General features: G+C 71.5%; 13 protein-coding genes. 4 read left to right on the plus strand and 9 right to left on the minus strand.

What is annotated here, in order from left to right; genetic code table 11:
• Window positions 1-242: 242 nt before the first annotated feature.
• Both ACTHMF_RS17110 and fdhD read right to left on the minus strand, forming a co-directional pair.
• Window positions 243-2,534, minus strand: a complete 2,292-nt coding sequence (locus tag ACTHMF_RS17110) for an FdhF/YdeP family oxidoreductase (protein ID WP_440319261.1) — start codon at window positions 2,532-2,534, stop codon at window positions 243-245.
• On the minus strand, window positions 2,534-3,403 hold the full coding sequence (gene fdhD, locus ACTHMF_RS17115; protein WP_314146078.1) for a formate dehydrogenase accessory sulfurtransferase FdhD: 870 nt from the start codon (window positions 3,401-3,403) through the stop codon (window positions 2,534-2,536). Before fdhD ends, ACTHMF_RS17110 begins: the two co-directional genes overlap by 1 nt.
• A 109-nt stretch (window positions 3,404-3,512) precedes the next feature.
• On the opposite strand from fdhD, the gene ACTHMF_RS17120 reads away from it, so the two are divergent.
• Genes ACTHMF_RS17120 through ACTHMF_RS17130 form a run of 3 tightly spaced genes read left to right on the plus strand, consistent with a single transcriptional unit; the run spans window position 3,513 to window position 5,646 of the window.
• Window positions 3,513-4,799: a molybdopterin molybdotransferase MoeA gene (locus tag ACTHMF_RS17120; RefSeq protein ID WP_440319263.1), complete on the plus strand. Its 1,287-nt coding sequence runs from the start codon at window positions 3,513-3,515 to the stop codon at window positions 4,797-4,799.
• A gap of 5 nt (window positions 4,800-4,804) precedes the next feature.
• Complete coding sequence (gene mobA / locus ACTHMF_RS17125) at window positions 4,805-5,392, plus strand: molybdenum cofactor guanylyltransferase (RefSeq protein WP_440319265.1); 588 nt, start codon at window positions 4,805-4,807, stop codon at window positions 5,390-5,392.
• Window positions 5,389-5,646 carry a DUF6457 domain-containing protein gene (locus ACTHMF_RS17130; RefSeq protein ID WP_440319267.1) on the plus strand — a complete coding sequence of 86 codons (258 nt, stop codon included), beginning with the start codon at window positions 5,389-5,391 and terminating at the stop codon, window positions 5,644-5,646. Before mobA ends, ACTHMF_RS17130 begins: the two co-directional genes overlap by 4 nt.
• Before the next feature lie 18 nt (window positions 5,647-5,664).
• On the opposite strand, the gene ACTHMF_RS17135 is transcribed toward ACTHMF_RS17130, so the two are convergent.
• Entirely contained in the window at window positions 5,665-6,198 is a 534-nt protein-coding gene (locus tag ACTHMF_RS17135; protein WP_440319269.1) for a hypothetical protein, read from the minus strand.
• Window positions 6,195-8,177: a primary-amine oxidase gene (locus ACTHMF_RS17140; RefSeq protein ID WP_440319271.1), complete on the minus strand. Its 1,983-nt coding sequence runs from the start codon at window positions 8,175-8,177 to the stop codon at window positions 6,195-6,197. The genes ACTHMF_RS17135 and ACTHMF_RS17140 overlap by 4 nt, the downstream gene beginning before the upstream one ends.
• A gap of 139 nt (window positions 8,178-8,316) precedes the next feature.
• Between ACTHMF_RS17140 and ACTHMF_RS17145 the strand changes: the two genes are divergently transcribed.
• Window positions 8,317-8,949: a TetR/AcrR family transcriptional regulator gene (locus ACTHMF_RS17145; RefSeq protein ID WP_440319273.1), complete on the plus strand. Its 633-nt coding sequence runs from the start codon at window positions 8,317-8,319 to the stop codon at window positions 8,947-8,949.
• A gap of 24 nt (window positions 8,950-8,973) precedes the next feature.
• Here the strand turns inward: ACTHMF_RS17145 and ACTHMF_RS17150 are convergent, their stop codons facing one another.
• Genes ACTHMF_RS17150 through ACTHMF_RS17170 form a run of 5 tightly spaced genes read right to left on the minus strand, consistent with a single transcriptional unit; the run spans window position 8,974 to window position 12,640 of the window.
• Complete coding sequence (locus ACTHMF_RS17150) at window positions 8,974-9,120, minus strand: hypothetical protein (RefSeq protein WP_440319315.1); 147 nt, start codon at window positions 9,118-9,120, stop codon at window positions 8,974-8,976.
• Window positions 9,117-10,274 (minus strand): M20 family metallopeptidase, encoded by a 1,158-nt coding sequence (locus ACTHMF_RS17155; RefSeq protein WP_440319275.1) that lies wholly within the window; start codon window positions 10,272-10,274, stop codon window positions 9,117-9,119. The genes ACTHMF_RS17150 and ACTHMF_RS17155 overlap by 4 nt, the downstream gene beginning before the upstream one ends.
• Window positions 10,267-10,938 (minus strand): DUF1028 domain-containing protein, encoded by a 672-nt coding sequence (locus tag ACTHMF_RS17160; protein WP_440319277.1) that lies wholly within the window; start codon window positions 10,936-10,938, stop codon window positions 10,267-10,269. Before ACTHMF_RS17160 ends, ACTHMF_RS17155 begins: the two co-directional genes overlap by 8 nt.
• On the minus strand, window positions 10,935-11,360 hold the full coding sequence (locus ACTHMF_RS17165; protein WP_440319279.1) for a RidA family protein: 426 nt from the start codon (window positions 11,358-11,360) through the stop codon (window positions 10,935-10,937). The genes ACTHMF_RS17160 and ACTHMF_RS17165 overlap by 4 nt, the downstream gene beginning before the upstream one ends.
• The gene (locus ACTHMF_RS17170) at window positions 11,360-12,640 is read right to left on the minus strand and encodes a flavin-containing monooxygenase (RefSeq protein ID WP_440319281.1); all 1,281 of its coding nucleotides are present in this window, start codon (window positions 12,638-12,640) and stop codon (window positions 11,360-11,362) included. The genes ACTHMF_RS17165 and ACTHMF_RS17170 overlap by 1 nt, the downstream gene beginning before the upstream one ends.
• Window positions 12,641-12,702: the final 62 nt, after the last annotated feature.

The following is a 12,702-nucleotide window of genomic DNA, read 5'->3' on the forward strand; positions in this document are numbered from 1 at the left end:
GCGGCGTCCTGGTGGCCGCGCCGGAGGTGTCGGCTGAGCTGTTCTCGCTGTGGAAGGACGCACGGGACCAGGCGCCGCGCTCCAGCAGTGCAGAGCCGCCCGGCTCTCAGCGAGCTGAACGATCCCGCTGACGAGCGCAACGCCCGCCCCCGCGAAGGCGATCGCGATCACGGCTGTCCGAGCCCAGCGCGCCCTGAACCGCGTGGCCGCGAGACTTCCCACCACGACTCCTGCGACGAGAGCTATTGTTCTGCGGGCAGAAGGCGCACAATGACAGCCTTGGAGACCGGCGTGTTGCTCCCGGTCGCCGCGCTCCGCAGCGGGACGAGCACGTTCGCCTCGGGGTAGTACGCGGCCGCGCATCCTCGCGCCGTCGGGTAGGAGACCACGCGGTAGTTCCGGAGCATGCGGTCCGGCTCGTCCTCCCATTCGCTGACGATGTCGACCCGCTGACCATCCTCGAGGCCGAGCTCGGCGATGTCCTCCGGGTTCACGAAGACGACATCGCGACCGTTTTTGATGCCGCGATAGCGGTCGTTGAGGCTGTAGATCGTTGTGTTGAACTGGTCGTGCGAGCGGAGCGTCTGCAGGATGAGACGCCCGGCGGGGCGCTCGAGAGGCTCCAACTCGTTGACCGTGATCATCGCCTTGCCGGTGGCGGTGTCGAACCGGCGCCCGTCGCGCGGCCCGTTCGGCAGCACGAAACCGCCTTTGCGGCGGACGTCCGCGTTGAACGACTCGAACCCGGGGACCACGCGGCTGATGTGGTCGCGGATGACGTCGTATTCCGCTTCGAAGCCGGCCCAGTCGATCCCGTATCGGTCTCCGAGCGTCGCCCTCGCCAGCCGGGAGACGATGGCCACCTCCGAGAGCAGCCCCGGGGCGACCGGCGGCACCTTGCCGTGCGTCGCGTGCACCGCGCAGACGCTGTCCTCCACCGAGAGGAACTGCGGTCCTCCCGCCTGTACGTCGACCTCGGTGCGGCCCAGCGTCGGCAGGATGAGCGCCTCCTCTCCGGTGACGACGTGCGACCGGTTGAGCTTCGTCGACACCTGCACCGTCAGGGACGCGCCCCGCATCGCCGCTTCGGCTGCCGCGGTGTCGGAGATCGCGGCGACGAAGTTCCCGCCCATCGCGAAGAACACGTCGATGGCGCCCCGTTGCAGGCCCTCCAACGTCTGGAGGGCATCGAAACCGTGCGCGCGCGGCGGATCGAAGCCGAACTCCCGCTGCAGCGCGTCCAGGAACCGGTCCGGCATCCGCTCCCAGATCCCCATCGTCCGGTCGCCCTGCACGTTGCTGTGACCGCGGATGGGGGACGCGCCGGCGCCCGGCTTGCCGATGTTGCCCCTCAGCAGCAGGAGCGTGATCAGCTCCTTCAGTGTGGCGACCGCGTTCTTCTGCTGGGTGAGCCCCATCGCCCAGGTGATGATGACGCGCTCCGAGCGGATGTAGAGGTCGGCCAGGAGGTCGATCTCCTCGAGCGCCAGGCCCGTCGCCTCCAGCACCGTAGCGGCGTCGAGGGCGGCGATGTGCCGGCGGAACTCCTCCAGGCCGAGCGTGTGCTCCGCGAGGAACGCGTGATCGAGAACGGTGCCGGGTGCGGCATCCTCCGCCCTCAGCACCCGCTGCGACACCGCCTGCAGCAGCGCCATGTCCCCGCCGGAGCGGATCTGCAGGAAGTGGTCGGCGATCGGGGTCCCTCGCCCGACGATGCCCCGTACCCGCTGCGGGTTCTTGTACCGGATGAGCCCGGCCTCCGGCAGTGGATTGACGGCGACGATCGTGGCGCCGTTGCGCTTCGCCTCCTCCAGCGCGGTGAGCATGCGGGGGTGGTTCGTGCCGGGGTTCTGTCCCATCACGATGATCAGGTCGGCCTTGCCGAAGTCGTCGTAGGCGATGGTCGACTTGCCGACGCCGATCGTCTCGCTCAGCGCGGTGCCCGTGGATTCGTGGCACATGTTGGAGCAGTCGGGGAGGTTGTTCGTGCCGAACGCGCGGACGAACAGCTGGTAGGCGAACGCGGTCTCGTTCGCCGTGCGCCCGCTGGTGTAGAAGGCGGCACGATCCGGGCTCTCGAGCGCGTTCAGCCTGTCGGCGATGAGAGCGAACGCGTCCTCCCAGGAGATCGGCTCGTAGTGATCGGCGCCACGCGGCTTGTGCACGGGCTCGGTGAGCCTGCCCTGCATCCCGAGCCAGTACTCCGATTTGTCGAGCAGGCTGGTCAGGGAGTTCTCCGCCCAGAAGCCGGCCGGGACCGTGACGGGCGTCGCCTCCCAGGTGACCGCCTTGGCGCCGTTCTCGCAGAACTCCAGGATGTTCCGATCGCCAGGGTCGGGCCACGCGCAGCTCATGCAGTCGAAGCCGTTCTTCTGGTTGATCGCGGTCATCAGCTTCGCGGTACGCGCCGGTCCCAGGTCGCGGATGGCCGGCTCCATCGAGTGCAGGATGGCGGGCACGCCCACCGCCCAGTCTTTGTTGCGTCCGACCTCGAGGTCGGGGTAGTCGTGCCCCGGGTTCACGTCATCGCGCATCAGACCAGTGCCTCCCGTTTCCGAACCCCGTCTGTTCGCGCGGAGAGCACCCGCTCCGGCCTCGAGTACACGACCATCGAGCGGCCGCGCAGGAAGCCGACGACCGTCAGCCCGATGTCGTGGGCGAGGTCGACGGCGAGGGACGACGGCGCCGAGACCGCTGCCAGTACCGGTATCCCGGCCATCGACGCCTTCTGCACGAGTTCGAAGCTGGCCCGGCCGGAGACCATCAGCACGGTGCCGGTCAGTGGCAGCCGTGCCTCCTTCAGTGCCCAGCCGACGACCTTGTCGACGGCGTTGTGCCGGCCGACGTCCTCCCGCAGCACCAGCAGCTCGCCGCTCGCGGCGTCGAACAGCGCGGCGGCGTGCAGGCCGCCCGTCTTCTCGAACACGGCCTGGCCCTCCCGGAGCCGGTCGGGCAGCGTGCTGAGGAGCTCGGCCGACACGGTGACGTGGTCTGCGCCGACCGGATGATGGGATCGGGTGCGCACCGCATCGATGCTGGCTCTGCCGCAGAGGCCGCACGAGCTCGTCATGTAGAAGTTGCGCTCCAGACTCACGTCGGGCCGCGGCACACCCGGGGTGAGGACGACATCCAGCACGTTGTACGTGTTCTCGCCGTCGACCTGACCACCGGCGCAGTAGCGGATCGAACGCAATTGCTCACCGTGCGCGATCACCCCCTCGGAGACGAGGAAGCCGGCGGCCAGATCGAAGTCGTGCCCCGGGGTGCGCATCGTGATCGACAGCGGCGAGCCGCCCACCCGGATCTCGAGAGGCTCCTCGACGGCGAGGCTGTCCTCGCGGTGGGACTCCTGGCCGCCGAGCTCGATCCGCGTGATCCGCCTGCGCACCGTCGTCCGACTCATAATGCAGGCTTATCACAGGGCTGGAACCGGTCGTACTCGAATCTGCTGAGGAAGCACATCTCCTCCGCAGGGGAACTGACCTGCCCGGCACGGGGCATACTCTTCAGCGATGGACACCACCGCCGAGAACGGACCGCACAGGGCGCCGGCACGGCTCGGCTGGCCTGACGCGCGGGAGCTCGCCGCGCGCGTCGGGGCCGCATCGCCGCTCCCGCCGGAGGTCGTACCGCTCGCGGACGCGGTCGGTCGGCGGCTGGCCGGCGACCTGATCGCCGACATCGACCTGCCGCACTACGCTTCCGCGGCCATGGACGGCTGGCTCGTCACGGGCGACGGCCCCTGGCGTCTCGGCGCCGAGCCGGAGAGCGGCCGGTTCGCGGACGACCTCCCGGCGGCGGGCGCGGCGCGTCCCATCGTCACCGGTGCGTTCGTCCCGCACGGCGCGACCGCCGTGCTCCGCAGCGAGAGCGGGGAGGTCGGCGGCGGCCTGCTGCGATCGACCGTTCCGGGCGAGCCGTGGCCGGGCCAGCACATCCGGCCGCCCGGCACCGAGGCGACGCGGGGCGAGCGGCTGATCGAGGCGGGCGTCATGCTCAACCCGGCGCACATCGCCATTGCCGCCGCCATCGGCCGTGACGAGCTCGCCGTCCGCGCGGTGCCGGAGATCGCGCTGGTGCTCACTGGCGAGGAGGTCGTCACCGCCGGCGTCCCCGGGCCGGGACGCGTCCGGGACAGCTTCGGCGTGCAGTTCCCGGCGTTCCTCGGGATGCTGGGTGGCCGGGTGATCGCGGCGCACCGTGTCGCCGACGACCTCGACGACACGGTGCGGACGATCCGCAACGCGGACGCCCCACTGATCGTCTCGACCGGAGGCACCGGAACGTCGACGGCCGACCACGTGCGCGCCGCCCTGCACCTGCTCGGGGCGCGCGTCGTGGTGGACGGGATCGCGATGCGCCCGGGCGGCCCGACCACCGTAGCTGTGCTGCCCGGCGGCCGCATCGTCGCCGCGCTTCCCGGGAACCCGCTCGCGGCGATGCTCGGCGCGCTCACCGTCATCGAGCCCCTCCTGGCCGGCCTCGCCGCGAACCCGCCCGCCGGCCTGCGGACGGTCACCGCGGCCGCGGTACCGGGACGGCGCGGAGCGACCACGCTCGCGCCATACGTGTGGGTGGAGGGCAGGGCGACCGTCTCGGCATGGCGGGGCGCCGCGATGCTCCGGGGGCTGGCCGAGGCGAGCGGTGTGCTCGTCATCCCGCCGGAGGGAGTTGCCGACGGCGTGGGAGCGCAGAGCCTGGCCCTCCCCTGGCGGACGGACGGGGAGGGCGTCCGGATCCGACCGGAGCAGCTCTGCCCGCGGATCTGCGCCGCCGCGGAGCGGAAGGTGGAAAGCTGAGAGGCATGGACACAGCGCCTCCCGTGCCGTCCGCCCGTCCGCCGGCGGCCCTGGTCATCGCGGGAGGCCGCTCCTCGCGCTTCGGCGGCGACAAGCTGCAGGCGCGGCTCGGCGGCCGCACGCTGCTCGACGGGACGATGCAGGCCGTGGCCGGGTGCGAGCCGATCGTGCTGGTCTCGGCGACATGGCCGAGGACGGCGACCGGCGTCGTCGCGGTATCCGAGCACCCGCGCTGGGGCGGCCCGGCCGCGGCGGTCGCCGCCGGCGTCGCCGCCCTCCCCGCGGAGGTGGAGGAGACACTGATCGTCGCCGCCGACCTGGCGGACCCGGAGGCTGCGGTGGCGGCGCTGCTGGCCGTCGAATCCGGCCTCCTCGCCGACGACGACGGCCGCGCTCAGTGGTTGTTGGCCCGCGTGCCGACCGCCGCCCTGCGCGAACGGATCGCGCGCCTGCAGGCCGAGGGCGGAGCCTCGGGGAGGCCCGCGCGCGCGATCCTCGGCGAACTCGGTCTCGCTCTCGTCAGGGCGCCGGCCGGTACCATCGCCGACATCGACCTGCAGGAAGACCTCGAACGCGCGAAGGAGCACCGATGACACCGGAAGGACTCGACACCTGGGCGGGAGCCGCCGCACGACGCCTCGGGGTGACGCTCGAGCCGGGCGATGTGCCGGCCCTGCTCGCCCTCGCGAAGGACGCCGCGCACGGTGTCACGCGCCCGGCCGCGCCACTCACCGCCTACATCGCCGGCATGGCGGTGGGCTCGGGCAGAACCCTGGAGGACGTCGCGCGCGAGTTGCGCGTGGCCATCGCCGAGAGCCGGCAGCCGGAGGACCGTCCCGACGAGTGAGTGACCGGGGCCGGATGGTCACATCGCGCACATGAGGAGGACGCCGACGGTCATGCCGGCGACCTCGCCGAGCTCCAGCAGGCCGCGGGCCCTGGCGCCGCGCGGGCGGGCGGCGGCAGCCCGCGCGCTCGCACCAGCCCGCGCCATCGCGACCAGCAGCCACGCGCTGTACGCCAGAAACCCCGCGACCAACGCAAACGCGACCACCGCGATGGGCACCCCGTGCGCGTGCGCGGGCGCAGCGGAGACGTGCTCGCCCGCCATCCCGAGCGACATCGCCACCAGCGCCGCCATCACCACCCCGCCGAGGGCGCGATGGAGGCTCATCGGCGTAAGCCGCCCCTCCCGCCTCTGCAGCGCGAAGCCGGCCGATGCCAGCGAGAGCACGATCGAGACCAGTCCCAGACCGGGCGCGGCGGAAGCCAGCACGCACCCGAGCATGGCGAGCACCATCAGGGACGACGAGATCCACACGCGCAGGGGGCGCGGCGTGCCGAGCAGGCAGCACGCGGAGACCGCGGAGGCTCCGAGCGCGCCGACATCGAACATCATCCGTGCCCGCAGGTGCACTCGGGGCCGCACCCCGACGTCTCCGGAGCGGACGCCGTGTGGCACGAGGCCGATGCCGCCCGCGGGAGGTCCAGGGTGGGGTTGCGGTCGAAGAAGCCGTACGGCTTCAGCGAGAAGCCCGCGTAATCGACGGGCATGATCGGCCAGTCTTCCAGGCGCGGGAAGTGCGTCAGGCCGAAGGTGTGCCAGACGACGATGTCCTCGCCGTCGATCGGCCGGTCCTGCGCGACGTACGCCGGCAGCCCGGCGCCGCCCGGGTGGAGGTTGACCGCATAGCCGGCGGCCCACAGCTCCGAGGGCTCGTACTGCGTGACCCAGAGGTGGTGCGCGGCGAAGCCGGCGCGACGACGTTGGTGCGCCTCCTCCGCGCTGAACAGCGCCGGCCCGGACTCCGGGTGCAGCACGTACGCGGTCGCGCGCCCGACCCGGTTGGTGCGTTCGGTGCTGCTGATGCTCCACACGCGGCCGACGCTGCCGTCGGCGTCGCGCACGGCACCGCCCTCGGTCTCGAGCCGCGTGATCGTGCGGCCGATCGCGCTCCCCCACGGGTTGCCCTCCGACACCGGCACGCGGGCCACGTCGATCTCATCGACCGTGTTCGCAACGCCGTCGACGGTCATGTCGAGGCGCGCGCAGAACATGTGCTGGTGCACGGGAGCGCCGAGACCCGGCGCGAGCGGGGTGGAGTACGGGTCGTCGCCGCCGTCGTGCGCGCCGGTGAAGACGATGCCGGTCGCCTTGGCCTCCACCTCGAAGGTGCCGTCGAGGTAGAAGTAGAAGTAGAACCCGTAGTCGTAGTTGCCGACGGTCGTGAAGAACGAGACGACCAGGCGGCGCTGGCGTCTGGCCTCCGAGGTGTGGCTGAACTCGTCGGTGTGCTTCCAGAGGATTCCATAGTCCTCCTCGTGGATGCAGACCGCGTTCGCGATCGTACGCGGGTGGCCGAAGTCATCGGCGACGACGGCGTCGAGGTAGAAGATCTCACCCAGGCAGTCGCAGCCGAGTTCGAGCGAGTTCGCGAGGCGGCCGAACTGGTATTCGCCCGCGTCGTAGTAGTTCTGCCAGCCGTGGATGGGCGTCGGGTCCGCGTAGTTGACGACCATCTCCGAGATGGAGGCCCGGTACAGGATCGGCCGGCGCTCCTGCTGGTGGGTGAAGGCGACGTCGTGCAGGGTCAGGCCCTCACGGCCGTTGAAGCCGACGCGGAGGTCCCAGTTCTCCCAGCGCAGCACGCCGTCGTCGTACGCGAAGCTGACCCCCTCCGGCTGCCGGATCTCGATGGGCTTGAGGGAGCTTCGCAGCGGCCCGGTGAGCTCAGGGTCGAGGTAGTCGCCGGACTCCATCGGCACGGTGTCGATCGGCGTCTCGACGAGCCGGATCACCGAGCGCGAGAGGGTGTCGACATGCGCGACGACGCCGTCGATCGGGTGCGCCCACGCGAGGTCGGCCTGGTGCGCCTGGTAGAAGGCGAGCACCCGGAACATCCGGCGGCCCTCCTCGTCGTCGTACTCGAAGTGGCCCGCCGTCAGCGGGCAGGTGCGCACGTTCTCGATGTCGTGGATGCCGCGGCGGCCGAGCGCTTCCCTCCAGGCGGGGTCGGCCTTGACGATCTCGTCGACGAGCGCGAACTCCTCGTCGAGCACGGGCGCAGTGCCCTCGGTCACGGGATCGAGCTCGCGGGTGCCGACGACGACACCGTCGGTCACGTCGACGACGACCTGCGTGACGGCTCCGGTCGAGAAGTCGAGCAGCAGCGTCTCCACCTGCCGGTGCAGCATGGCAGCGCGCTCGGGGTCGAGCACATCGCGCTTGTGCGGTTCGTGCAGCAGCACGTAGGTGAAGCGGGTGTGCTCGGTGACCAGGCCGGCTGCGGTGAGCGTCTCGCGCGCGCGGTCGATCTCGGCCGCGGTGAGCGCGGCGAGCGGGTGGGCGGTCGTCGTGGCGGGGACGGTCAGGGACATTCCATACTCCTTCGTCGGTGTTCCCGATTATTATTGACTCTAGCGTCAAAATCCTCCCGGTGGAAGAGCGAGTCGTCCGCGCAGCAGCAGGTGCCCTCCGTTCGCCGCAGCAGCGCCGGCGTCGGGCAAGATGGACGGCGTGCCCAAGATCGTCGACCACGACAAGCGCCGCCGCGACATCGTCGAGGCATACCTCCGTGTACTCGCACGCTCGGGCGTTTCCGGCACGCACGGCAGGTCGGTCGCGGCAGAGCTCGGCGTCGTTCCCGGCACACTCTGGCACTACTTCGACTCGGTCGAGCAGATCGCGGAGGCGGCGGCCCGGCGCGGCGTCGAGCGCACGCTCGCGCGCATCGACGAGCGCTCGGGCGATCTGCGCGGGCTCGCCGCTCTGCTCGCGATCGCCGAGGAGATCCTCCCGATCACGGACGTCACCCGCCAGGAGGCGCGCGTCGTCGTCGCATTCTGGGGGCAGGTGCTGCCCGACGCCGACCCGCGCTCGGCGTTCGGCCGGCCGCGCGAGTTCACCGACCGCACGCGTGTCGCGCTGAGGGACGCCGCGGCCGACGGCGACCTGGTCGCCACGACCCCGATCGAACCGCTGGTGCGCCTGCTCGACTCCGTCTACGCCGGCGAACAGGTGATCTGGGCCGCCGAGTCCGTCGACGACGACCCGCGCCAGCCCCGCCGCTCGTTCGCGGTCGCTGTCGCGCCCTGGCTCGGCGAGGCCGCCTCCGCCGCGGCCGACACCCTGCGGGAGTGGCTGCGCTGAGGGCGGCTCAGCCCGCGGCCCCCGTCAGCAGCCGCGGGTCCGTGACGCGCCGACGCCGCGACCCGAGATCGGGAAGTTCTCGACCGCGCGCTGCGTGTTCGCACCCCGGTAGGCGTCGGCCGGAACGGCGACAGGGCCCAGCGAGTCGTGCTCGGTGCGGACTGCGTTCATGCGGTGTGCCGCACGACGTCGACGACGGTCTGCGCGAGCGCGACGGCGGCATCCCGCAGCGCCTTCTCGGCGTCCGGTCCGACGCAGGCGGCTGCGAACTCCGGTTGGTGGTTGGTGGCAGGGAGGCTGTTGATGCCCACGTACGGGTGGATCGCCGGGACCACGTGCGAGACGTTGCCCATGTCGGTGGACGCGCGATTCATCGCGCTCGCGCCCGAGCTGTCGAAGACGCGCCCGAGAGCGGTGGCGTTCGCACGGTAGAAGCCGAGCGCCCGCTCGTCGTTGCGGAACTCCGAGTAGGGCTTGCTCTCTGCGGTGATCGTCACTGCGGTTCCGGTGGCCAGCGCGCCGGCCTCGAAGCAGCGGTTCACCTTCTCCTCGACGCGTCCGAGCTCCTCCAGCGTCTCAGCGCGCACGTACCAGCGGCCCTCCGTGCGGTCCGGGATGGCGTTGGGCGCCTGGCCGCCGACCGTCTGGATGCCGTGCACGCGCACCGAGTGCGGGAGCTGCTGTCGCAGCAGCCCGATCGCCACCTGCGCGACGACGAACGCGTCGTTCGCGTTGACACCCTTCTCTGGATACGCGCCGGCATGTGCGGCCGTGCCCTCGTACTGGATATGCGAGTGGGCGACGGCGAACGGCCGCGCCTCTGCGACGTCCACGGGCCCGGGATGCGCCATGACCGCCAGGTCGAGTCCGGCGAACGCGCCACGGTCGAGCAGCTCGATCTTGCCGCCGCCGCCCTCCTCGGCCGGGGTGCCGTAGACCTCGACGGTGATGCCGAGCTCGTCGGCCAGCGGCGCCAGTGCGGAGGCGACCCCGACCGCGATCGCGGCGATGAGGTTGTGCCCGCAGGCGTGCCCGAGCCCCGGCAGCGCGTCGTACTCGGCGCAGACGCCGATGCGCACCGGGCCGGAGCCGGCGGTCGCGAGGAACGCCGTCTCGAAACCGAGGTAGGCAGGCGTCACCGTCAGACCGCGCGACGCCAGCGACTCGCAGAGCCTGGCTGCCGAGCGATGCTCGTTCCAGGCCGTCTCCGGCTCGGCGTGGAGCGCCTCCGACAGCGCGACGAGCCGGGGGAGGTCGGCGTCGACGAGCTCCCGCACGCGCTCCTTCAGCGCCGCGTGACCGGTCGCGGCGACCACGTCACTCATCCCCCGGTACTCCGTAGCTCGGCGCCCCCGCCGGCATCAGCCCGCGCTGGACGTAGGCGTCGCGCTGCGGCAGCCAGATCTCGACGAGGATCTCGTCGAGCAGCTCCACCGGGTCGTCCGCCCAGTCGACGCGCAGGTCCGTGACCCGCCAGCCGGCGTCGCGCACGACCGCCACGCCGGCCGAGTGCACCGGACCCTCCTCGCCCCCCGCGGCGATCGCGGCCTTCAGCGCGGACAGCAGCCGCACCTCCAGGTCGCCCGTCGCCGCCTCGAACGCGTCCACCATGAGCTGCGGCACGTCGGGCCGCGCGAGCATGTTGCCCGCGGCGACGGCGTGCGCGGACTGCGCCTGGCCGTGGTTGCCGAGCACGTGCGAACCCGAGTGGATGGCGGAGCGGCCGTCGCGATCGATCACGAGCAGCTGCCGGTAGTCGATGTCGGGCGCGGAGTCGACGACCCAAGCCAGCACCTCCTCCACCGGCCGGCCGTCGCGCAGCCCATCGACGAGCTGAGGGCCGAGCCGGGGGTCGGTGATGTTCTGCGAGTGCGCGCCGCCGACGCCGTCGGCGAGGGTGACGCAGCGTGCGGCGACGGCGGGCGAGGAGGAGCAGATCGCGGAGCCGATGGCTCCGGTGCCGTCGACGGCGAGGATGGAGAAGGTCACTTCGCGCCTCCCTCGCTGATGACGGCCGTCGCGTCGATCTCCACGAGCCACTCCGGCCGGGCAAGCGCCGAGACGACGATGCCGGTGGACACCGGGAAGACGCCTTTCAGCCAGCGCCCGACGACCCGGTAGACGGTCTCCCGGTAGCGCGGGTCGATGATGTAGATGACGACCTTGACGATGTCGTCGAGGCTCGATCCCGCTTCCTCCAGCAGCATCGCGATATTCGCCATCGCCTTCTCGGCCTGGGCCTCGACGTCGCCGATGCCGACGGACTCGCGGGTCTCCAGGTCCTGGCCGATCTGGCCTCGGAGATAGACGACGCCGTTCGCGACGACGGCCTGGCAGAGATCGTTGTCGAGGTTCTGCTCGGGATAGGTGTCCTTGGTGTTGAACGGGCGGATCCGGGTGTGGGTCGGCATCAGAGAACTGCTCCTTCCGCCGCCAGCGCGGCCTGCTGGTCGTAGGCGAGGTAACCCCGCTGGATCTGGATCTGGTCGGCGATGTGGCGCGCGTCATGCCAGACCCCCCAGATGAAGCTGGAGCCGCGGCGCGACTGCCAGGGCAGGCCGAGGAAGTAGACGCCGGGTTCGGTCGAGACGCCGCGCTGGTGCGCCGGCTTGCCGTTCCCGTCGAACGCGTCGACGTGCAGCCAGCTGTAGTCGGTGCGGAAGCCGGTGGCCCACACGATCGTGGTGATGCCCGCGGCGTTGAGGTCGAGCTCGAGGATCGGATCGGTGATGCACGCCGGGTCGGCGAGCAGAGTGCGGGCCTCCGGCTCCTCGGGGAGGTCGAGGCCGTTGCGGGCGACGTAGGCGTCGGCCTCGTCGAGCAGCGCGAACAGGTTGGCGTCGCCGGCGGCGACATTGCGGGCGAGGTCGGGGGCGAACCGCATCCGGCCGTCTGCGAACGCGTTGGTGCGGCCGACCAGTGTGATGCCGGTCGCAGCAAGCTCGCGGAAGTCGACCGTGCGGCCGCCGTCGGCGCCGCTCACCGCGATGGTGACGTGCTCGGCCCCCTGCGGAGGCGCGGCGAGGTCCCATTTGCCGAGCACACCGAGCCACCAGACGAAGTCGCGGCCGCGGTACCGACGGGGAGGCCGGTCGTGCGGGCCGACGGAGAGCCAGACCGCCCGTCCGGAGCGGCGCAGTTCGTCGGCGATCTGGACACCGGAGGACCCGGCGCCGACGACGAGCACCCCGCCCTCAGGCAGCTGTGACGGGTTGCGGTAGTCGCTGGAGTGCAGTTGCGTGAGGCCGGGGCCCTCCGGCACGATCGCCGGGATGACGGGGACCTGGAACGGACCGGTCGCCGCGACGACGTAGCGGGCCTGGTAGTCGCCGTCCGAGGTCTCGACGGTGAAGCCGGGGCGGTCGGTGTTCCGCACGACGCGGGTGACCTCCACTCCCGTGCGGATCGGCGCGTCGATGAGTTTCGTGTAGGCGACGAAGTAGTCGGCGACGTCCTCCTTGGGCGCGAAGTCGTCGGCGCCGACGGTCTCGAACTCGAGCTTCGGGAAGCGGTCGTGCCAGGCGGGGCCGTTGGCGACGAGGGAGTCCCAGCGTCCAGAGCGCCAGCGCTCGGCGATGCGGCCCTTCTCGAGCACGAGGTGCGGGATGCCACGGTCGGTCAGATGATCGCTCATCGCCACACCGGCCTGGCCGGCGCCGACGACGATGACCTCGATCTCCTGGCTCGACATGCTGATCTCCTTCGCTGATCCGTGAGCTGGACCCTCGGTGGTCCGTGCTGTCCGGCGGCTGG

This window comes from Leifsonia sp. (genome assembly GCF_051955155.1).
In the GTDB taxonomy this organism is placed as follows: domain Bacteria; phylum Actinomycetota; class Actinomycetes; order Actinomycetales; family Microbacteriaceae; genus Leifsonia.